Source organism: Micromonospora yasonensis, assembly GCF_026013475.1.
GTDB classification, from domain to species: Bacteria; Actinomycetota; Actinomycetes; order Mycobacteriales; family Micromonosporaceae; genus Micromonospora; species Micromonospora yasonensis.
On record NZ_JAPDPH010000040.1, the window covers coordinates 13,244 to 34,508 of the forward strand.

The following is a 21,265-nucleotide window of genomic DNA, read 5'->3' on the forward strand; positions in this document are numbered from 1 at the left end:
CCGACGTATTACACGGCGGCCAGCACGGCGGCCTCGATGCGGTTGCGGTCCGCATCCGAGGGCCAGCTGCCGACCAGGTAGAAGGCGTCCACCACGTCGGCGCCGAGGGTGGAGATCCGGGCCGCCCGGACCTGCGCACCGGCCTCGTCGAGCGCGCAGGAGACCCGGTACAGCAGCCCGGCCGCGTCGGCCGCGCGCAGCTCCAGCAGCACCGCGTCGGTGGCCGCCTCCCGGTGCCAGACCACCCGGGGCGCGGCGCCCTGGCTGCGGGCGGCGAGCGCCCGGCCGCGCAGCCGCTGGGTGACCGACACGTCGCCGGCGACCGCGCGGCGCAGGTCGGCGGTGAGCGCGATCGGGTCGGGCGCCAGCCCGTAGCGGGGCTGTACCCGGCACTCGACCAGGGCCCGGCCGTCGACCGTGGCGGCGTCTGCGGAGATCACTTCCAGCCGGTGCAGGGCCAGGCAGCCGGCCACCGTCGCGAGCAGGCCGCGCCGGTCGGCAGCGGCCACGGACACCCGGTCCTCCCGAAGGTGTACGACCGGCAGCGGCCCGGCGACCAGCGCCGGGTCGGGGTCCGGCGGGGCGGGCACCTCCCCGGTGTCCAGGGCGGTACGCACCCGGGCCACCAGTTCGGCGATCAGCCGTCCCTTCCACTGCGACCAGGCGGCCGGCCCGGTGGCGGCGGCGTCGGCCCGGACCAGGGCGTGCAGCAGTTCCAGGGTGGTGGTGTCGCCGACCTGCCCGGCCACCCCGGCGACGGTCTTCGGGTCGGACAGGTCGCGTCGGGTGGCCACGTCGGGCAGCAGCAGGTGCAGCCGGACCAGGGTGCCGATCAGCGCCGCCTCGGCCGCGGGCAGCCCGACCCGGGCGGCCACCGCCTCGGCCAGCGTCGCCCCCACCCGGCTGTGGTCGGCGAAGGTGCCGGCGGGCTCATGCCTGCCGGCCCGCCCGGCGGCACCTTCGCCGGGGAGCCCCTTGCCGATGTCGTGCAGGAACGCGCCGAGCAGCAGCAGATCCGGCCGCTCCACCTCGCGGGTGTGCCGGCTGGCCTCGTACGCGGTCTGCACCAGGTGCCGGTCGAGGGTGAACCGGTGCACCGGGTTGTGCTGGGGCAGGCTGCGCAGCCGGGTCCACTCGGGCAGCCAGCCGTCGATCAGGCCGTACCGGTCGCAGGTCTCCCAGGCGGGCACCAGGCCGGGACCGGCACCGAGCAGGGTGATCAGCGCGGCCCGGGCGGCCGGCGGCCAGGGCGCGGGCAACGGCGGGCAGTGCGCGGCCAGCCATTCGCAGGTGGCCCGGGCGATGGGCAGCCGGGTGGCGGCCGCCGCGGCGGCCACCCGCAGCGACAGGCTCGGGTCGGGGCGGGCGCCGATGGCGGTGCGGGCGAGCACCAGCTCGCCGTCGTGTTCGACGACGTCCCGGGCGACCGGCCGGCGCACCGGCCGACCGTCGGCGCCCCGGCGGCGGCCGGAGCGGAGCCGGTCGGCGGCCCGCCAGGCGTCGTCGAGGGCGTGGCTGACCGTCCGGGCGTCCCCGGCGACCCGCCGCAGCAGCGCGTCCCCATCCTCCAGGAGGAGAAGACTGGCGACGCCGTCGCGTTCCTGGGCGACAAGCCGGTCGACCCGGCGGCCGACCTGCTGGTGCAGGGCGTCCCGGGTGTCCAGCAGGCGTCGGTGGGCGGCGTGCACGGCCGGGCGCAGCGCGTCGGTGACCCCGGCGGAGGCGATGGCCCGCAGCACGCCGACGTCGCGCAGCCCGCCGGCGGCCTCCTTCAGGTCGCCTTCGAGCAGGAAGGCCAGTTCGCCGTGGGTCTCCCAGCGGGCGACGGTGATCTCCCGCAGCTTCGGCAGCTGCCGGACGGCGGTCCGCCGCCAGTGGTCGGTGGCGGTGTGGATGAGCTGGTCGGCCAGGGCCTCGTCGCCGGCCACGTGGCGGGCGTCGAGCAGGCCGAGGGCGACCTTGACGTCGTCCTGGGCGACGGAGAGCGCCTCGGCGACGGTGCGGACCGAGTGGTCCAGCCGCAGCCCGGCGTCCCAGATGGGATACCAGAGCGAGGCGGCCAGCTCGTCGGTGCCGGGCACGCCGGCGTGCAGCAGCACCAGGTCGAGGTCCCCGTACGGCGCGCACTGCCGCCGGCCGAGCCCGCCGACGGCGATCAGGGCGATCCCGTCCCGGGCCGGGAAGATCGACCGGAGCCAGCCGTCGAGCGCGTCGGCCCGGCGGGCCCGGGCCTCGGCGCCGATTCCGGCGGGAACGCCGACGACCTCGTTGACCAGGGGTTCCGCGTCGCCGTCTCCGGGGTGTCCCGACGCGTCGGTCGTGGTCAACGAGGTCATCGACACGTACGCCTTACAGGGCGTCCAGGCCGCGCTCGCCGGTACGGACCCGGACGACCTCCTCGACGCCGGTCACCCAGACCTTGCCGTCGCCGATCTTGCCGGTCCGGGCGGCACCCACGATGGCGTCGACGATCTTGTCGACGTCCATCTCGTCGGTGAGCACCTCGACCCGGATCTTGGGCAGGAACTCGACCGTGTACTCGGCGCCCCGGTACACCTCGGTGTGCCCCTTCTGCCGGCCGTAGCCCTGGACCTCGCTGACGGTCAGGCCGGCCACGCCGAGGGCGTGCAGGGCCTCCTTCACCGCGTCCAGCTGGTACGGCTTGATGACCGCGGTCACCAGCTTCATGTCCAACCCCTCCATCTCTGGAACGTTAACCGGCGACCTTCTCGCTGACCGGCTCGGCGGGTTCCGATGCCGCTCCGGTGGGCTCCGGGGCCGGCCTGGCGGCGCCGATCCCGGCCATCGCGAACGCCCCGCCGCTGCTGCCCGTGGTGGGCGACAGGTCGTACGCGCTCTCCGCGTGCTCGGCGACGTCGATGCCCTCGATCTCCGCCTCGGCGGAGACCCGGAACCCGATCGTCTTGTCGATCACGAAGCCGAGGGCGTAGGCGATCGCGAAGGAGTAGACGGTCACGATCAGCGCGCCCAGCGCCTGCTTGCCGAGCAGCGCGGCGTTGCCGCCGACCAGCAGGCCGTCGCTGGTCACCAGCGAGCTCACCGAGGCGGTGCCGAACAGGCCGATCCAGAGGCAGCCGATCCACCCGCCGACGAAGTGCACGCCGACCACGTCCAGCGAGTCGTCGTAGCCGAAACGGTACTTCAGGCCCACAGCCAGTGCGCAGACCGCGCCGGCGACGAGACCCAGCAGCACCGACGCGGCCGGGGTGATGAACGCGCAGGCCGGGGTGATCGCGACCAGGCCGGCGACCGCGCCGGAGGAGGCGCCGACCAGCGTGGGCTTGCCGTCGCGCACCCACTCCACCACGATCCAGCCGAGCAGCGCGGCGGCCGTGGCGACCTGGGTGTTGACGAAGGCCAGCGCGGTGACCCCGTCGGCGGTCAGCTCGGAGCCGGCGTTGAAGCCGAACCAGCCGAACCAGAGCAGGCCGGCGCCGAGCGCGACCAGCGGGACGTTGTGCGGCTTGGCGCTCTCCCGGGGCCAGCCGACCCGCTTGCCGAGCACCAGCACCAGCGCGAGGGCCGCGGCACCGGCGTTGATGTGCACCGCGGTACCACCGGCGAAGTCCAGCGCGCCGATGTTCTTGCCGATCAGGCCACCGCCCCAGACCATGTGCGCGACCGGGAAGTAGACCAGGGTGGCCCAGCCGAAGGCGAACACCAGCCAGCCGGCGAACTTCGTCCGGTCGGACAGGGCGCCGCTGATCAGGGCCACGGTGATGACGGCGAACATCATCTGGAAGGCGATGAAGACGTAGAGCGGGATACCGGTCTCGCCCCACAGGTCGCTTTCGCCGACGAACGTCTTGGTGCCGAGGTACTGCCCCAGGTCACCCCAGAACTTGCCGCCCTCGCCGAAGGCGACGGTGAAGCCGTAGAAAAGCCACAGGATGCTGACGAGCCCGATGGACGAGAAGCTCATCATCATCATGTTCAGCACGCCCTTGGACCGGTTCAGGCCGCCGTAGAACAGCGCGAGACCGGGCGTCATGAGCAGCACGAGCGCAGTCGAAACAAGCAGCCAGGCGGTGTTCCCGGTATCGATCTCCACGCTGCCTCCTCTCGGTGTCGAATTCCTCCCTCCGACTGAGACCTGGCAGCATCGCCCGTCAGCCGGTTGCGCGGAAGCTTGCTCGGCGGCTGTTTCCTTCACCGACACCGCTCGATTTCCGACGCGTGACGGGTTGTTTCCGGCATGTGAAGTACGCCGATCATGGTCGCGGAAACGGAAAAGAGTGGCCGTTCCGAGGAGGAACCGGCCACTCTTTCCGCAGGCGCGGTCAGTGGAGCGCGTACTCCAGCGCGTGCCGTTCGTAGTCGAGCAGCCGGAGGTCGCGCATCGGGCGCCGGAGGTGGCCCTTGTGCACGATCCGGACGAACGCCGGCTCACCGGCCGCGGCCATCCGCCGGATGCCCTCCACGTGGTCGACGATCCGCTTACGGATGGTCCGGATCAGCCGGTGCCGGTCGCGCGGGATCAGCCCGTACGCGTCGGCGAACAGCCGCAGCCGGCGCGGCCGGTCCGGGTGCTTCCAGCCGAGGGTGATGGAGTCCCGGTCGGAGAAGATCGGCACCCAGGTCCAGGCCGCGTACGCCACGTCGTAGATCCGGGCGCCGGGCGAGGCCAGGTCGAAGTCGATCAGGCCGAGGGTGCCGTCGGGCCGCCAGATCACGTTGTGCGGGGCGGCGTCGTGGTGGCAGATCACCTCGGTGTCCGGCGGGGGCGGGCCGAACGAGCGCCACACCGCGCCGGGCGGCGGGGTGAAGCCGTACTGGGCGTCGTGGAACATGCGCAGCATGGTCGCCACGGTGACCAGCGCCTCGTCGGTGACCCAGTGCGGGGCCAGCGGGTACTCCCCGCACTCCCCCTCCAGGTACGACAGCACCTCCCGGTTCCGCTCGTCCATGCCGAGGGCGCGGGGGGCGCCGGTGAAACCGACGTACTCCAGGTGGCGCAGCAGCGCGTGCACCGAGGGAGTCCACGGGCCGGCGTTGCGCCGGACCGTGTCCCCGACCCGGACCACAGTGCTGACGTTCCCGCCGTGCAGCGGGATCTCCTGTGAGGTCACGTACGGCCTCCCGAGGCGCGGCGCCAGGTGGTGGCTGGGGTCGCGCCACCCCGTGTAGGCGCGATCGTCAGTCGTCACGTCGAGGCTACGCGTCCCGGGCGAGCGGCTCGGTGCCGAGCAGCGCGTCGACGAACTGCGCCGGGTCGAACGGGGCCAGGTCGTCCGGGCCCTCGCCGAGGCCGACCAGCTTGACCGGAATGCCGAGCTTGCGCTGCACGGCGATCACGATGCCGCCCTTGGCGGTGCCGTCGAGCTTGGTCAGCACCACGCCGGTCACGTTGACCACCTCGGTGAAGACGCGGGCCTGCTCCAGGCCGTTCTGGCCGGTGGTGGCGTCCAGCACCAGCAGGGTCTCGTCGATCGGGCCGTGCTTCTCCACCACCCGCTTGACCTTGCCCAGCTCGTCCATCAGGCCGACCTTGTTCTGCAGCCGGCCGGCGGTGTCGACCAGCACGGTGTCGACCCTGGTGTCGATGCCCCGCTTGACCGCGTCGAAGGCGACGCTGGCCGGGTCGGCGGCCTCCGGCCCGCGGACGGTCTCCGCGCCGACCCGGCTGCCCCAGGTCTCCAGCTGGTCGGCGGCGGCGGCCCGGAAGGTGTCGGCCGCGCCGAGCAGCACGGTCCGCCCGTCGGCGATCAGCACCCGGGCGATCTTGCCGCAGGTGGTGGTCTTGCCGGCGCCGTTGACCCCGACGACCAGCAGCACGGCCGGCACGTCCACCTTCGGCGCGGTCTTCAGCGACCGGTCCAGGGCCGGGTCGAGGGCGTTGACCAGCTCCGCGGCGAGCAGCTCGCGCAGCTCCCCGGCGGTGCGGGTGCCAAGCACCCGGGTCCGCTCGCGGAGCCGGTCGACGATCTCCCGGGTGGCGTCGATGCCGACGTCGGCGGTGATCAGGCTGTCCTCGATCTCCTCCCAGGCGTCCTCGTCCAGGTGTTCCCGGCTGAGCAGGCCGAGCAGGCCCTTGCCGAAGACGTTCTGCGAGCGGGACAGCCGGGAGCGCAGCCGGACCAGCCGGCCGGCGGTGGGCTCGGGGACCTCGATGGTGGGCAGCGGCGGCGCCTCGACCACCGGCGGCTCGACCAGGATGCCGGTGGAGAGTTCCGCCTCCGGGGCCGCGACCGGCGGGCCGGCCAACTCCTCCTCGGCCCGGGTCTCGACCTCCGTCTTCGGCAGCGGCGGCTCGGGGCGCCGGCGCAGCCGGGGCACCACGAGGCTGAGGCCGCCGATGATCAGCACGCCGAGCAGGGCGAGTACGACGAGGAGGTATTCCTTCATGCCCGAAATCCTGTCAGATGCCGGCGACGACGTCCCACTCACCGCCGCCGGACGCGAGCGAGCTGCCGGTACGCTCGCCGCAGCCAGGCGTGCCGAACCCGCCGGCTGGGTAGACAAGGTGAACCCCATTCGCCTCGGAGGTGCCCCGTGCCCAGTTCCCGCCTGCTCATCGGCCCGCTGCTGCGGCGGGTCGTCGGCACGCGGGCGACCGTCTGGGTGGAGACCAGCGGCCCCGCCGTGGTCACCATCCGCACGGCCGACGGCGCCCAGGGCAGCGCGCCGACCTTCTCGGCGTACGACCACCACTACGCGATCGTGGTGGTGACGGGGCTGGCCCCGGACAGCAGCACCGCGTACGAGGTGCTGATCGACGACGAGGTCGCCTGGCCGGTGCCGGAGAGCGGCTTCCCGGCCAGCCTGATCCGGACCCGGGCGGCCGACGCCCGGGACCAGCCCGTCCGACTGATCTTCGGCTCCTGCCGGGAGACCACCCAGCACGCGACCGCCCGCAAGCTGCCCCCGGACGCGCTCGACGCGTACGCCCGGCGGCTGATGGCCGATCCGGACCCGGCCGCCTGGCCCGACCTGCTGGTGCTCCTCGGCGACCAGGTCTATGCCGACGTGACCTCGCCGACGGTGCGCAAGCTGCTCAGGCGGCGCCGGCTGCGGCCCAGGGGCGCCCCGGCGACCCAGGTGGTCAGCTTCGACGAGTACACGAAGCTCTACCTGGAGTCCTGGCGGGACCCGGAGATCCGCTGGCTGCTCTCCACCGTGCCGAGCGTGATGATCTTCGACGACCACGAGGTCATCGACGACTGGAACACCTCGGCGTCCTGGCGGGCGGACATGCGCGCGCAGCCGTGGTGGGCGGAGCGGATCCGCAGCGGCCTCGCCTCCTACTGGGTCTACCAGCACCTGGGCAACCTCGCCCCGGAGGAGATCGCCGCCGACCCGGTGTACGCCAAGGTGATGGCCGCCGAGGACGCCACCGGTGTGCTGCACGAGTTCGGCGAGCGGGTCGACAAGGAGGCCGACCTCTACGACGACTCCAGCTCGGCGCGTCTGACGCCGCGCTGCGACCTGGAGCCGTCGCACGACACCGAGCCGAGCCAGTCTTCGGCGCGCGACTGCGGGGCTCACTCCGCTCACTCCTCGCACGCGCCCGCGCGGGCCCGCAGTTACCAGTGGAGCTACGCCCTCGACCTGGGCCGGACCCGCCTGGTGATGCTGGACAACCGGTCGAGCCGGGTGCTGGAGTCGGGCAACCGGGCGATGCTGCCGCCGGGCGAGTGGTCCTGGTTCCTGGACCGGGCGCACGGCGTCTACGACCATCTCGTGGTGGGCGCCTCGCTGCCCTGGCTGCTGCCGCCCGGCATCCACCACGTGGAGGCGTGGAACGAGAAGCTGGCCGACTCCCGCCGGCCCTGGGTGGCGAAGGTCTCCGAGCGGCTGCGCCGCGCGCTGGACCTGGAGCACTGGGCCTCGTTCCGGCGCTCGTTCGACGCGCTCGGCGAACTCTTCGCACGGCTGGGCAGCGGCCGCGCCGCCGAGGCGGGGGCACGGGTGGGCGCGGGACCGGCGTACCCGGCGCCGGCGTCGATCAGCGTGCTCTCCGGGGACGTGCACCACTCGTACGTGGCCCGGGCCCGGTTCGCCGACCGCAGCGTCCGTACCCCGGTACACCAGCTCACCTGCTCGCCGATCCACAACCAGGTGCCGGCCGCGATGCGTCCGCTGATGACGCTCGGCTGGAACCCGGGGCCGGCCGCGGCCACCCGGGCCCTGGCCCGCTCCGCCGGGGTACGCCGGCCGTTCGTGCGGTGGCGGAAACTGGCCGGGCCGTACTTCGGCAACGCGGTCGGCACGCTGACCCACCGGGGCCGGGCGGCGGAGGTGGTGATCGAGGGCACCACGGGCGACGGCCACCTGCGCACCGTGGCGCGGCAGCGGCTCAGCGAGGAATCCTGAGTACGCTTTCCTCCGTGGACGATCACCTGCCGGAGACGCTGCGCGCCGTGGAACACGAGCTGACCGCGCTGCTGCGCCGGGGGCGCGCGCTGTCCTGGGAGATCGCCCGGGAGGTGCATCCCAACCTCGAACCGAACGCGTACGGGCTGCTGCTCTGGCTGCGCCGCTCCGGGTCGATCCGGCTGACCGACCTGGCCGTCAAGCTCGGCATCGGCAAGGGCACGCTGAGCCGGCAGATCAACGGCCTGGAGTCGCTGGGCCTGGTGCGGCGGGATCCGGACCCGACCGACCGGCGGGCCGCCCAGCTCAGCCTCACCGAGGAGGGCACCCGGCGGTTCGACACCGCCCGGGCGGCCCGGCTCGGGCAGATCCGGCGTACGCTAGAAAGCTGGCCGAAACAGGACGTAGAAGACTTCGCCCGGCTGATGCACAAGTTCAACGAGACCTTCTGACGTCCGGTTCGCCGAGGAATAAGACCTGCACCACGTGCGGTTGTTGCTTGAGGCAACCAAGCCATACGGTTGCCCGAGGCAATCCTTCCCCCGACACGTCTCCGGAGGCACACCACGATGACCCAGGCGACAGCGCCCACCCGGGCGACCGCCGTCGGCATGACCCACCGGCAGATCCTGGAGGCGCTCTCCGGCCTGCTGCTGGGCATGTTCGTCGCGATCCTCTCCTCCACGGTCGTCTCGAACGCGCTGCCGCGAATCATCACCGAGCTGCACGGCGGCCAGTCCGCGTACACCTGGGTGGTCACCTCGACGCTGCTGGCGACCACCGCGACCACCCCGATCTGGGGCAAGCTCGCCGACCTGACCAGCAAGAAGGTCCTGGTCCAGCTCGCCCTCGGGGTCTTCGTGCTGGGCTCCGTGCTGGCCGGGCTCTCCCAGTCCACCGGCCAGCTCATCGCCTGCCGGGTGATCCAGGGCGTGGGCGCCGGCGGCCTGACCGCCCTGGCCCAGGTGATCATGGCGACGATGATCGCCCCGCGCGAGCGCGGTCGCTACAGCGGCTACCTCGGCGCGGTGATGGCCCTCGGCACCATCGGCGGTCCGCTGATCGGTGGCGTCATCGTCGACACCGACTGGCTCGGCTGGCGCTGGTGCTTCTACGTCGGCGTGCCGTTCGCCGCCCTCGCCCTGGTCGTGCTCCAGAAGACGCTGCACCTGCCGGTGGTCAAGCGCCAGGTGAAGATCGACTGGTGGGGGGCCACCCTGATCACTGCGGCCGTCTCGCTGCTGCTGATCTGGATCACCCTGGCCGGCGACAAGTACGACTGGGTCTCCTGGCAGAGCGCCGTCATGGTGGCCGGGGCGCTGGTGATCGGCGCGCTCGCCATCCGGGTGGAGCAGCGGGCCGGCGAGCCGATGATCCCGCCGCGCCTGTTCCGCAGCCGCACCATCACCCTCGCCGTGGTGGCCAGCATCGCGGTCGGCGTCGGCATGTTCGGCGCCTCGGTCTTCCTCGGCCAGTACTTCCAGATCAGCCGGGGCGAGAGCCCGACCATGTCCGGCCTGATGACGCTGCCGATGATCGGCGGCCTGCTGGTGGCCTCGACCGTCATCGGCCGGATCATCACCAACACCGGCCGGTGGAAGCGGTACCTGGTCGCCGGCTCGGTCCTGCTCACCGTCGGCTTCGCCACGATGGGCACGCTGCGCGCGGACACCCCGTACTGGCGGATCGCGATCTTCATGGCGCTGATCGGCCTCGGCCTCGGCATGACCATGCAGAACCTGGTCCTCGCCGTGCAGAACAGCGTCGGCACCCACGAGCTCGGCGCGGCCAGCTCGGTGGTCGCCTTCTTCCGCAGCCTCGGCGGCGCGATCGGCGTCAGCGCCCTCGGCGCGGTACTCGGCCACAAGGTCAAGGACTACCTCGCCGAGGGGCTGGCCGGGCTGGGCATCAAGGCGTCCAGCTCCGGCAGCGACGGCACCCTGCCCGACGTGCACACCCTGCCCGCCCCGATCCGGGCGGTCGTCGAGTCCGCGTACGGGCACGGAGCCGGGGACATCTTCCTGGCCGCCGCCCCGTTCGGGCTGATCGCCCTGCTGGCGGTGGTCTTCATCAAGGAGGTGCCGCTGCGCCGGCACACCGGCGACGCGATCGCCGCCGAGGTCGACCGGGAGTCGACCGTCGCCGCGGGCGGCGGCGCCTCGGTGGTACGGACCGGAGTTCGGGACTGAAGCGATGAGCGCATCGGTCGAGCGTGAGAAGTACGGGCCGGAGCACCGTCCGCTGCCGTTCGAACGCGGCACGGACGGGCCCCGGGTGGTGCTGGTCGGCGTGGACGGCAGCCGTACCTCGCTGCGGGCCGCCGCGTACGCGGCGGGGCTGGCCCGCCGGCAGGGCTCCGGGCTGGTGGTGGTCTTCGTCAGCTCCCCCGCCCCGTACGCGGGGATCATGTCCGGCGTGGTGGCCGGGGCGGTCCAGCAGACCCATGACGAGCTGGCCGCCGAGCTGCGCCAGGAGTGCCGGCGCGGGGCCGAGGAGCTGGGCCTGCCGGTGACCTTCCTGTGCCGCCGCGGCGACGCGTACGCCGAGCTGTGCAAGGCGGCCGACGAGCACCGCGCGGACCTGGTCGTGGTGGGCTCGTCCGAGCAGGCCGGCCACAAGCTGGTCGGCTCGGTCGCCACCCGGCTGGTCCGCACCGGCCGCTGGCCGGTCGTCGTGGTGCCCTGAAATGCAAGGAGGGGCCCCCTGTTAACGCCTCGCGTTGTACCGGGGGCCCCTCCTAACATCTCGGGATGACCTGGAAAGCACCCGAGATCGACCGCCGACACGAGCCCTATGTCGCCGACGAGCGCACCATGCTCGAAGGCTGGCTCGACTACCACCGCGACACCCTGCTGCACAAGTGCGCCGGCCTGACCGCCGAGCAGTTGAGGATCGCCAGCGTCGAGCCGTCCGGGCTGACCCTGCTCGGCCTGGTCCGGCACATGTCCGACGTGGAGCGGTCCTGGTTCCGCCAGCGCTTCGCCGGCCAGCCCCTGGACGACCTGTTCGACTACGACACCGACCGGGACGCCGAATTCCACGGCCTGGCCGACGCCGACCCGGAGGAGGCGTTCGCCACCTTCCGGGCCGAGGTCGAGGCGGCGCGGGCCGCGACGGTGGGACGCTCCCTGGCCGAGACCGTCACCCTGCGCCGGGCCGACGGCGGCGAGCGGGTGATCAGCCTGCGCTGGATCTACGTCCACATGATCGAGGAGTACGCCCGGCACAACGGCCACGCCGACCTGATCCGCGAGCGGATCGACGGCGTCACCGGGGACTGACCCCGTCAGTACGCCAGCGCGGCGCGCAGGTAGCGCAGGTCGTCCGGGCCGGTCCAGCGGTGCGCGGAGAGCCCGGCCACCCGGGCGCCGGCCACGGCCCGGTCCTCGTCGTCGACGAAGAGCACCCGCGCCGGCGGGGTCTCCAGCGCCTCGCAGGCCGCCTGGAAGTATTCCTTCGCCGGCTTGTTCAGCCCGACGACCGAGGAGTTGACCACCACGTCCAGCTCGTCGGTGAGGCCCAGCGCGGCCAGGTCGGCGTCGAGCAGGTCGGTGGCGTTGGTGCCCAGGCCGACCCGGACGCCGGCCGCCCGTACCTCACGGATGAACCCGAGCACGTCCGGGTCGACCTCGCCCCGGTAGCGCTGCCACTCGTCCACGGCGGCGCGGGCCCGGGCCGGGTCGCCGACCGACGGGGTGAGCGCGTCGGCCACGCTGGTCATCCACTGGGCGTGGCTGACCTGGCCGGTGAGCACCGGCTGGAGCAGCCCCCAGGACATGGCGATCTCACCGAGCACCCCCTCGGTGAGCCCGTACTCCCGCTCCACGCCGGCGGCCACCGCCGGGTCCCAGCGGCGCAGCACGCCGTCGAAGTCCACCAGGAGCGCCGTGGCGCGTTCCCGACTCACTCGTTCTTCTCCTGCCCGTCGTCGTCGGCCCGGTTGAGCCGCTGGCTGATCACCTGGGTCACCCCGCTGCGCATCGTCACGCCGTAGAGCGCGTCGGCGATCTCCATGGTCCGCTTCTGGTGGGTGATCACGATGAGCTGGCTCTTCTCCCGGAGCTGCGCCAGCAGCGTGATCAGGCGACCCAGGTTGACGTCGTCGAGAGCCGCCTCCACCTCGTCCATGATGTAGAACGGGCTGGGTCGCGCGCGGAAGATCGCCACCAGCATGGCCACCGCGGTCAGCGACCGCTCGCCGCCGGAGAGCAGGGAGAGCCGCTTGATCTTCTTGCCCGGCGGCCGGGCCTCCACCTCGACGCCGGTGGTCAGCAGGTCCTCCGGATCGGTGAGCACCAGGCGGCCCTCGCCGCCGGGGAAGAGCACGGTGAAGACCTGCTCGAACTCCCGGGCGGTGTCCTCGAAGGCGCTGGCGAAGACCTCCAGGATCCGGTCGTCCACGTCCTTGACCACGGTGAGCAGGTCCCGGCGGGTGGCCTTGAGGTCCTCCAGCTGCTCGGAGAGGAACTTGTAGCGCTCCTCCAGCGCGGCGAACTCCTCCAGGGCCAGCGGGTTGACCTTGCCGAGCAGGGCCAGTTCCCGTTCCGCCTTGGCGGCCCGCTTCTCCTGCACCGGGCGCTCGTAGCGGACCGGCTCGGGCACCGGCAGGCCGTCCTTCTCGGCGGCCGCGACGTCCGCCTGGGTGGGCGGGACGAGCTGGTCCGGGCCGTACTCGGCGACCAGCGTCTCGACGTCCAGGCCGAAGTCCTCGGCGGCCTTGGCCTCCAGCTGCTCGATGCGCAGCCGCTGCTCGGCGCGGGCCACCTCGTCCCGGTGCACCTGGCTGGTCAACCGCTCCAGCTCGGCCCCGAGCCGCTTGGCCGCGCCGCGTACCTCGGACAGCTCGGCCTCGCGGGCGGCGCGCTCGCGGGCGACCTCGTCGCGGTGCTCCTCGGCCCGCGCGATCGAGACGCCGAGCCGGGTCAGTGCCTCGCGGGCACCGCCGACCACGGCCCGGGCGATCTCCGCGCCACGGGTCCGGGCCGCGCGCCGGGCGGCGGCGCGCTCCCGCGCGGCCCGCTCGGCGTTGGCCTGGCGGGCGAGGGAGTCGGCCCGGCCGGCGATCGAGGAGACCCGCTCCTCGGCGGTACGCACCGCAAGCCGGACCTCCATCTCGTTCTGCCGGGCCGGCGGGACCATCGCGGCGAGCTGGTCGCGTTCCTCGGTGGACGGTTCGGCGTCGAGCGGGGTGGCCTCGGCCAGCCGCAGCCGCTCCTCCAGCTCGGCGAGGGCCTGCAGGTCACGTTCCCGGGCCGCCTCGGCGCGGGCCCGGGACTCGCCGAGCCGGTCGGTCTCCGCCTTGGCCGAGCGGGCGGCCGCGCCCAGCTCGGCCAGCCGCCGGGCGGCGGCGTTGCGGTGGCTCTCCGCCTCCCGCTTGGCGGCGGCGGCGTGCTGTACGGCCTCCTTCGCGGCGGCCACCTCGGCCCGCGCCTCGACCAGTTGCTCGCGCAGTTCCGCGCTGGTCCGCTCGGCGGCGGTCCGGTTGACCCGGGCCTCCTCGACGGCCGCCTGCACCTCGATGAAGCTGGGCGCCTTGGCCGAGCCGCCGGCCGCCGCGTACGCCCCGACCACGTCGCCGTCCGGGGTGACCGCGCGCAGCTCCGGGTTGCCGGCGACCAGCTCGGCCGCGGCCCCGAGATCGTCCACCAGGACCACGTCGCGCAGTGCCCGGTAGACGGCCGGGCGGATCTCGGTGGAGCACTCCACCAGGTCGGGCGCCCAGCGGGCGCCGTCGGGCAGCTTCGGGCGCAGCGCGTCGGCCGGACCGTCCATGCCGGGCCCGGCGGGGCTGCCGACGAGCAGGCCGGCTCGGCCCGCGTCGGAGATCTTCAGCAACCGCATCGCCTCGACGGCCTCGTCCACGCCGCTGACCGCGACCGCGTCGGCGAGCCCGCCGAGCGCGGCCGCGAGCGCCGCCTCGTTGCCGGGCGCGACGGTGAGCAGCCCGGAGAGGCTGCCGAGCAGGCCGGGCACCTGGTCGGCCCGGGCCAGCAGCGCCCCGGCGCCGTCCTTGCGGCGCAGACCGAGGGCGAGCGCCTCCTCGCGGGCCTTCCAGGTGGCGGCGTCCTTCTCGGTGGCGCGTTCGGCGTCGGAGAGGCTGCGCACGGCCGCCTGTGCCTGCTCCTGGACGGCGACGGCCTCGGCGTGCCGCGCGTCCAGGTCGGCGTTGTCCCGGTCCGCCTCGGTGGACTGCTCGGCGACCGCGTCGAGGTCCGCCTGGGCCTTCTCGGCGCGGGCGAGCGCGTCGGCATGCGCGGCGGCGAGCCGTTCGATCTCCTCGCCGGCGCTGGTGGTCCGGGCCCGGGCGGAGTTGACCTGGCCGGTGAGCCGGGCCAGCCCCTCGCGCCGGTCGGCGATGGCCTTGGCGGCGGCGACCAGTTCCCGCTCGGCGGCGGCGAGCTGCCGTTCCAGCTCCTGCCGGTGCTCCACCGCCTCGGCGAGCCGGATCTGGTCCTCGGTGAGCGCCGCGCGCAGTTCCTCCTCCTGCTCGCGGACCCGCTGCGATTCCGCCTCGAGCTGGTCGGGGTCGCGGCCGGGGCGCTCGTCGTCGGGGGTGGCGCTGAGGTGGCGCAGCCGCTCCCGGGCGAGCTGCTCGATGGAGCGGAACCGCTCCTGGAGCGCGGAGAGCTTGTACCAGGTGTCCTGTGCGGCGGCGAGCAGCGGGGCGTCCTCGGCGAGGGCCGCTTCCAGCTCGCCGAGGCGGGCCTGCACCTCGGTGTGTTCCGCCTCGATCTGCTCGCGCCGCTCGCGCACCGCGGTCTCGTCGGCGATCTCCCTGTCCAGGGTGGTACGCAGGGTGTGCAGGTCGTCGGCGAGCAGCCGTAGCCGGGCGTCGCGCAGGTTGGCCTGGATGGCGGCGGCGCGCCGGGCCACCTCGGCCTGCCGGCCCAGCGGCTTGAGCTGGCGGCGCAGCTCGGCGGTGAGGTCGGTGAGCCGGTTGAGGTTGGTCTGCATCGCGTCGAGCTTCCGCAGCGCCTTCTCCTTGCGCTTGCGGTGCTTGAGGACGCCGGCGGCCTCCTCGATGAACGCCCGCCGGTCCTCCGGCTTGGCGTGCAGCATCCCGTCGAGCCGGCCCTGCCCGACGATGATGTGCATCTCCCGCCCGATGCCGGAGTCCGAGAGCAGCTCCTGGATGTCGAGCAGGCGGCAGGAGTCGCCGTTGATCTCGTACTCGCTCTCGCCGGAGCGGAACATCCGGCGGGTGATGGAGACCTCGGTGTACTCGATCGGCAGCGCGCCGTCGGTGTTGTCGATGGTGAGGGTGACCTCGGCCCGGCCGAGCGGTGCCCGCCCCGCGGTGCCGGCGAAGATGACGTCCTCCATCTTGCCGCCGCGCAGGGCCTTGGCGCCCTGCTCGCCGAGCACCCAGGCGATGGCGTCGACGACGTTGGACTTGCCGGAGCCGTTCGGGCCGACCACGCAGGTGATCCCGGGCTCCAGCTTCAGCGTCGTCGCGGAGGCGAAGGACTTGAAGCCCTTTACCGTCAGGCTCTTGAGATGCACCTTCTCGATCCTCGTCCGGTGGCCGCCGTACCGTCGCCGGCTCCGGGGACCTGGTGAACTCGCAGACTAACCCGTGGTCGGGAACACCCTGGTACGCGACCCACCCCGCGCCGGGAGTGTCCGGTTTTCCCGCCGGCACGGTCGCCGGGCCGGAAAGCGCAAGATCATAATTGCCGGCGTGCAATTCCGCCACGGTCACCAAGATCGCAAGAGCGACCCGAAACAAAATGGCTGCGCACAAAGCTGCGCGCCGGCACTGCGGTGTCGGCGCGCTTTTTCGTGTGGTGCTATTCAGTTTTCCCGAGGACCGGAGATCAGGTCAGCGCGGGCTCGGCCAGTCGGAGGAGGTCGTCAGCCTCCGCCGCTGCCGCAGCCAGCCGATCATTGTCGGCGCGCAGACGCGTGATCTCGAACTCCAGTGCCTGGACCCTGGCACGCAGTCGGGTGACCTCGTCGAGCAGACGCCGGTCGGGCGCTGCACCTACGTGGCCGTAGAGGGCCTTCGCCATGCTGACTCCTTGATATGCGCTGCCGGAAAGGCCGGCCAACGCGCGCCCATTGGTTCGCGGCTGTCCACCCGGCGAAATCCGGGCATGACTGGGCGCGACTGGCGACACCTATATATTGAGCCGAACCCCCCTCCTTCGTCAAGTTCACACAGGCCGTAGATCATCTCTGCGTCGGCCTGTCCACTTGCCGGGGGGGCTGCCGTGAGGCGCGGACACGCTCTGTCCGGACAACTTAACTGTACGCCCGGAAATGCGTGAACGCCTCACCCTCGGTGTCGGGTTCCCCTTAACTCTCTCTTAGCCGGGTTGCCGCAGTTCAGGGCGCACCCGTAGCGTCAGCCCGGCCCGTAACCGACCCGTGGAGGGGACAGGCGTGTACCGCTGGACCGACCCGAGCGAACCGGATGGCGTCCCCCGATCTCCCGGGCCGCCGGCCGACGAGGGACCGGCCTGGCTCACCGACCGGCCCGAGCCGCGGTCGTCCTACCTGTTCGGCGACGAACCGGAGCAGCCGGGACCGGACTGGGCCGACGCCCCGACCGGCGTCTGGCGGGCCGACGCCCCGCCGGGCGACCGGAGCGCGTACCTCACTCCGATGGACGACCGGACCGGGTACGTCCCAGCCATCGACCACACCGCCGCGTACCCGCCGTTCGACCCGTACGAGCGGGGCATCGGGGAGTCGCCGCCCGCCGCCTGGCGTCCGGCCGCCGACGGACCGGCCGAGCCGGCCGGCCGGCACCGGCAGAAGCGGCGCCTCCGGCGTCCCCTGGTGATCGGTGGGGCCGCCGCCGCGGCGACCCTCGTGGTGAGTCTCGGAGTGGGTACCTTGATGCTGCCCCGCAGCGACGAGCAGACCGAGCCGACCCCGGCCGACGGCGCGATCGCCGCAGCCCCGGCCGTGCCCGGCGGCATCGATGCCGCCCCCGGTGACGCCCTCGCCGCGCCCTCCCCCAGCACCGCGCCGAGCAGCCTCCGGCCGAGCCCCACCCGGACCGCCACCCCGAAGCCGAGCCGGACCACCGCCCCGTCCCGGCAACTGCAGCGCAGCTCCGCGCCGAGCAGCACCGCCACCCGGACCGCCACGACGACCGGGATCACCGCCGAACTCCAGCAGGTCGTCGACCTGGTCAACAAGGAGCGGGCCAAGGCCGGCTGCAAGGCGCTGACCGTCGACGACAAGCTGATGCTGGCCGCCCAGCGGCACAGCCAGGACCAGGCCGACCACAAGACCATGTCGCACGACGGCAGCGACGGCAGCGACGTCGGCGACCGCCTCGACCGGGTCGGCTACGCCTGGCGGGCGTACGGCGAGAACGTGGCCTGGAACCAGCAGACACCGGCCGCCGTCATGGACGCCTGGATGAACAGCCCGGGCCACCGGGCGAACATCCTGAACTGCTCGTTCACCGAGATCGGCGTCGGCGTGGCGCGGAGCAACGGGCCGTACTGGACCCAGGACTTCGGCACCCCGCGCTGAGTTCCCGCGTCGTGACCGGACCCGCGCTCGTTTCACCGGGTGAGGTACGCCCGCTCCGCCCGGCGGGTGCCGGCCCGGGGCCGGCGTGCCGGGCCGCTCGGCGTACCGGTCAGGGGGCGGCAGGGAGCCGCCCGCGACCCGGGAGTTGCCGATGCGGATCCGGCGGGCGTGGGCCGTGCCGCTCCCCCGGCCGGCCCACGCCCGCCGACGTGGGGCGGGCCGGGGCCTGGCGGTTCTGCTGAGCGTGCTCCTGCTCGGCCCGCTGCCCGGTTGCCGGGAGCAGCTCGTCCCGCCCGGGGCACCGACCCCGTGGCCGACCGCGTTGGCCCGGCAGTGGCAGTGGCAGTGGCAGCTGACCGGCCCGCTGGACGTCACCGCCGACGCGGACGTCTTCCTGCTCGACCCGGTCCGCACCACCTCCACCGAGGCCGCCGCGCTGCGGTCCCGGGACCGCCGACTGATCTGCCAGGTGCGCATCGGGTCGTACGCGGCCACCGACCCGGACGTCGACCGGTTCCCGACGGACGTGCGGGGCGCACCGGTGACCGTCGGGTCGGGCCGCAACTGGCTCGACGTACGCCGGTGGGACGCGATCGCGCCGGTGCTCGCCGATAGGTTCCGGCTCTGCCGTGGCAAGGGCTTCGGCGGAGTGGCGCTCGACGACGCCGACGCCTACCTGCACCACTCCGGTTTCCCGCTGGGCTTCGACGACCAACTGCTGTTCAACCGGCGGGCGGCGAAGCTCGCCCGGTCCCTGGACCTCTCCCCCGGGCTGGTCGACGACGTGCCACAGGTGGCCGCGCTGGCGCCCGACTTCGACTTCGCGGTCAACCAGGAGTGCGTCCGCCGCCGGGAGTGCGCCAAGCTGCTGCCCTTCGCCGACGCGCACAAGCCGGTCTTCCACGTGGAGTACACCGGCGATCCGGCCGCCTTCTGCGTCACCACGGTCGGCTACGGCTTCGCCTCGATGCTCAAGGACCGCACCCTCGACGCCTGGCGCGAAACCTGCCCCCGCCCCTGAACCCGACGTCACCGTCCGTGACGCCCCTGGGCGGCAGACCGTCCGTGAATGCGCAGGGCCGGACCGCGCGTGGCGGTCCGGCCCTGCGGTGGGGTCGGCTGGGTCAGCGGACGCCGACCAGCTCCGGGGCGGGGGCCGGCGGCTCGGCCGGCGGCGTGGCGGCGCGACCGCGCAGGAAGCGCGGCGCCCACCAGTTCGCGTCGCCGAGCAGGGTCATCAGCGACGGCAGCACCACCGCCCGGATGATCGTGGCGTCCAGCAGGATCGCCGCGGCCAGGCCGATGCCGAGCTGCTTCATGTCGATGGTGCTCAGCGTCGCGAAGATCGAGAAGACGCCCACCATGACGATCGCCGCGCTGCTCACCACGCCCGCCGACGAGGTGATTCCGTACGCTACGGCCTCCCGGTTGGACAGTCCGGAGCGGATCCCCTCCCGGATCCGGCTGACCACGAAGACGTGGTAGTCCATGGAGAGCCCGAAGAGCACCACGAAGAGGAACAGCGGCAGCCAGGTGACGATCGCGTCGATCGAGGTGAAGCCGAGCGGTCCCGCCGCCCAGTCGCCCTGGAAGACCAGGACCAGCAGGCCGTACGCGGCCCCCGCGGAGAGCAGGTTGAGCACGATCGAGGTGAGCGCGACCACCACCGAGCGGAAGGTCCACGCCATCACCAGGAAGGTCAGCGCCAGCACGAAGGCCACCACGAGCGGCAGCTTGTCCCGGATGTGCTGGGCGTAGTCCTCGCTGGCGGCGACGCCGCCGCCGACCGCGTACTCGACGCCGGGGATGCCGCGCAGCGCGGCCGGGACCAGATCCTGACGCAGTTCGTGCAGCGAGCGGGCCGCCTCGTCGGTCCGGCTGGCGTACGGGGTGGCCACCTCCAGCACCGACACCCGGCGGTCGGCCGACACCTGGATCTTCGGGCCGTCCCCCTCGGCCGGCGCGAAGAGCGGGTCGGCGGCGGCCTTCCCGGCCAGGTCGGTCAGCGCGACGTGGACCCGGTCGGCCTGCTCGATCGGCGCCCGCACCGCCACGGTGTGGCTGGTGCCGTTGCTCGGGAAGGCGGCGGTGAGCCGGTCGTACGCCTGCATGACCGGCGTGGTGCGGGGCACGTCCTCCATGCCGGGGAACTTCAGCTTCATGCCCAGCGCCGGGGCGGCCAGGGCGAGCAGCAGCCCGACCGAGACGACCAGGGTGGCCAGCGGCGCCCGCAGCGCGGGCTTCAGCACGGCCGGCCAGAACCGGGGCTGGGCCGGCTGGCCGTGCCGCCCGGTACGCGGCGCGGTGAGCCGCCACAGCACCGGCACCCGGGGCCGGTCGACCCAGCGGCCGAGCTTGGCGAGCAGCGCCGGGAGCACGGTCAGCGAGCCGAGCACCGCGACCGCGACCACCAGGATCGAGCCGACGGCGAACGACGAGAAGAGGGCGTCGTTGGCGAGCAGCAGCCCGGCCATCGAGATGATCACGGCGGTGCCGGAGACCACCACGGCGTGCCCGGACGTCTCCGCCGCGATCTCCACCGCGTCCAGGCCGGCGCGGCCCTTGGCCCGCTCCTCGCGTTCCCGCCGCACGTAGAACAGCGAGTAGTCGACGCCGACCGCCATGCCGATCAGCAGGATCACGCTGGCCGTGCTGTCGGTCGCCGGCACCAGGTGCGAGGCGAGCGTGGAGAGCCCCATCGCCGCCGCCACCGAGGAGAGCGCGAGCAGCACCGGCACGCCGGCCGCGATCAGCGCGCCGAACGCGATGATCAGGATGGCCAGGGTCACCGGCAGGCTGAGCAGTTCGGCCCGCTTGAAGTCCTTGCCCAGGGTGTCGTTCAGCGCCTTGCTGATCGACGGGCCGCCGACCTCCTCGACCCGCAGCGCCGGGTGCGCCTCCTGCACCTTCGCGGTGGTGTCCCGCAGCGGCTGCACCCGGTCCTTGGCGGTATCCGGGTCACCGGACATGGTGATCGGCAGCAGCAGCGCGTTGCCGTCCCGGGACGGCAGCGGCGTACCGACCGAAGCGACCCCGTCGACCTGCCGCAGCCGCGCCGCGGCGTCGTCGGCGGCGGCCTTCGCCGCGGCCGGGTCAAGCGCCCCGCTGCGGGGCGTGATCAGCACGTTCTCCCGCGCCGGCTCATGGAAGCCGCCACTGTCGACGATCTGCTGGGCCCGTCCGAACTCGCCGATCGCCTGGTCCTCGTCGGTCGCCTCGTTCAGGCCCGCGGCGTTGCCGCCGACGAAGCACACCGCCACGAACACGACCCACAGCGCGATGGCCCGCCACGGGTGCTCCGCACTCCACCGTGCCAGTCGCACGGTCACCGGTCGCCTGCCCATACCTGGGTTCCCCCTCCACACGTCGACCCCCTGCCGACGGTCTGACGCTAGGCAGCGGGCGACGCCCGGACATCGGGGAACGGCCCCGGCTCGTC

The 21,265-nt window shown here is 73.2% G+C and carries 16 protein-coding genes; 7 read left to right on the top strand and 9 right to left on the bottom strand.

Annotation, left to right across the window (positions count from 1 at the left end):
* Window positions 1-8 precede the first annotated feature (8 nt).
* The 5 genes from ONA70_RS11450 to ftsY all read right to left on the bottom strand — a co-directional run bounded on the left by ONA70_RS11450 (window position 9) and on the right by ftsY (window position 6,366).
* The gene (locus ONA70_RS11450; RefSeq protein ID WP_265006363.1) at window positions 9-2,336 is read right to left on the bottom strand and encodes a [protein-PII] uridylyltransferase; all 2,328 of its coding nucleotides are present in this window, start codon (window positions 2,334-2,336) and stop codon (window positions 9-11) included.
* A 13-nt stretch (window positions 2,337-2,349) separates the two neighbouring features.
* Window positions 2,350-2,688 (bottom strand): P-II family nitrogen regulator, encoded by a 339-nt coding sequence (locus ONA70_RS11455; protein WP_013284578.1) that lies wholly within the window; start codon window positions 2,686-2,688, stop codon window positions 2,350-2,352.
* 25 nt (window positions 2,689-2,713) lie between these two features.
* Window positions 2,714-4,072 (bottom strand): ammonium transporter, encoded by a 1,359-nt coding sequence (locus tag ONA70_RS11460; RefSeq protein WP_265006364.1) that lies wholly within the window; start codon window positions 4,070-4,072, stop codon window positions 2,714-2,716.
* Between the two features lie 229 nt (window positions 4,073-4,301).
* Entirely contained in the window at window positions 4,302-5,168 is an 867-nt protein-coding gene (locus ONA70_RS11465) for a phosphotransferase (protein ID WP_265006365.1), read from the bottom strand.
* Window positions 5,169-5,175: 7 nt separating this feature from the next.
* Window positions 5,176-6,366 carry a signal recognition particle-docking protein FtsY gene (gene ftsY, locus ONA70_RS11470; protein ID WP_265006366.1) on the bottom strand — a complete coding sequence of 397 codons (1,191 nt, stop codon included), beginning with the start codon at window positions 6,364-6,366 and terminating at the stop codon, window positions 5,176-5,178.
* Between the two features lie 147 nt (window positions 6,367-6,513).
* Here ftsY and ONA70_RS11475 point away from each other — a divergent pair, with 147 nt between their 5' ends.
* The 5 genes from ONA70_RS11475 to ONA70_RS11495 all read left to right on the top strand — a co-directional run bounded on the left by ONA70_RS11475 (window position 6,514) and on the right by ONA70_RS11495 (window position 11,615).
* Window positions 6,514-8,334 carry an alkaline phosphatase D family protein gene (locus ONA70_RS11475; RefSeq protein WP_265006367.1) on the top strand — a complete coding sequence of 607 codons (1,821 nt, stop codon included), beginning with the start codon at window positions 6,514-6,516 and terminating at the stop codon, window positions 8,332-8,334.
* A 14-nt stretch (window positions 8,335-8,348) separates the two neighbouring features.
* The gene (locus tag ONA70_RS11480) at window positions 8,349-8,786 is read left to right on the top strand and encodes a MarR family winged helix-turn-helix transcriptional regulator (RefSeq protein WP_265006368.1); all 438 of its coding nucleotides are present in this window, start codon (window positions 8,349-8,351) and stop codon (window positions 8,784-8,786) included.
* Between the two features lie 117 nt (window positions 8,787-8,903).
* Window positions 8,904-10,523: an MDR family MFS transporter gene (locus ONA70_RS11485; RefSeq protein ID WP_265006369.1), complete on the top strand. Its 1,620-nt coding sequence runs from the start codon at window positions 8,904-8,906 to the stop codon at window positions 10,521-10,523.
* Between the two features lie 4 nt (window positions 10,524-10,527).
* Window positions 10,528-11,019: a universal stress protein gene (locus ONA70_RS11490; protein ID WP_265006370.1), complete on the top strand. Its 492-nt coding sequence runs from the start codon at window positions 10,528-10,530 to the stop codon at window positions 11,017-11,019.
* A gap of 65 nt (window positions 11,020-11,084) precedes the next feature.
* Window positions 11,085-11,615: a DinB family protein gene (locus ONA70_RS11495; RefSeq protein WP_265006371.1), complete on the top strand. Its 531-nt coding sequence runs from the start codon at window positions 11,085-11,087 to the stop codon at window positions 11,613-11,615.
* Between the two features lie 5 nt (window positions 11,616-11,620).
* On the opposite strand, the gene ONA70_RS11500 is transcribed toward ONA70_RS11495, so the two are convergent.
* The 3 genes from ONA70_RS11500 to ONA70_RS11510 all read right to left on the bottom strand — a co-directional run bounded on the left by ONA70_RS11500 (window position 11,621) and on the right by ONA70_RS11510 (window position 16,346).
* Window positions 11,621-12,241 carry an HAD family hydrolase gene (locus ONA70_RS11500; RefSeq protein ID WP_265006372.1) on the bottom strand — a complete coding sequence of 207 codons (621 nt, stop codon included), beginning with the start codon at window positions 12,239-12,241 and terminating at the stop codon, window positions 11,621-11,623.
* On the bottom strand, window positions 12,238-15,837 hold the full coding sequence (gene smc, locus ONA70_RS11505) for a chromosome segregation protein SMC (RefSeq protein ID WP_265006373.1): 3,600 nt from the start codon (window positions 15,835-15,837) through the stop codon (window positions 12,238-12,240). Before smc ends, ONA70_RS11500 begins: the two co-directional genes overlap by 4 nt.
* 314 nt (window positions 15,838-16,151) lie before the next feature.
* Window positions 16,152-16,346: a hypothetical protein gene (locus tag ONA70_RS11510; protein ID WP_007456482.1), complete on the bottom strand. Its 195-nt coding sequence runs from the start codon at window positions 16,344-16,346 to the stop codon at window positions 16,152-16,154.
* Between the two features lie 373 nt (window positions 16,347-16,719).
* On the opposite strand from ONA70_RS11510, the gene ONA70_RS11515 reads away from it, so the two are divergent.
* Both ONA70_RS11515 and ONA70_RS11520 read left to right on the top strand, forming a co-directional pair.
* Window positions 16,720-17,826 (top strand): CAP domain-containing protein, encoded by a 1,107-nt coding sequence (locus ONA70_RS11515; protein WP_265006374.1) that lies wholly within the window; start codon window positions 16,720-16,722, stop codon window positions 17,824-17,826.
* 151 nt (window positions 17,827-17,977) lie between these two features.
* Entirely contained in the window at window positions 17,978-18,847 is an 870-nt protein-coding gene (locus tag ONA70_RS11520; protein ID WP_265006375.1) for an endo alpha-1,4 polygalactosaminidase, read from the top strand.
* A gap of 103 nt (window positions 18,848-18,950) precedes the next feature.
* Here ONA70_RS11520 and ONA70_RS11525 read toward each other — a convergent pair whose 3' ends face one another.
* On the bottom strand, window positions 18,951-21,170 hold the full coding sequence (locus tag ONA70_RS11525; RefSeq protein WP_265006376.1) for an MMPL family transporter: 2,220 nt from the start codon (window positions 21,168-21,170) through the stop codon (window positions 18,951-18,953).
* Between the last annotated feature and the right edge of the window lie 95 nt (window positions 21,171-21,265).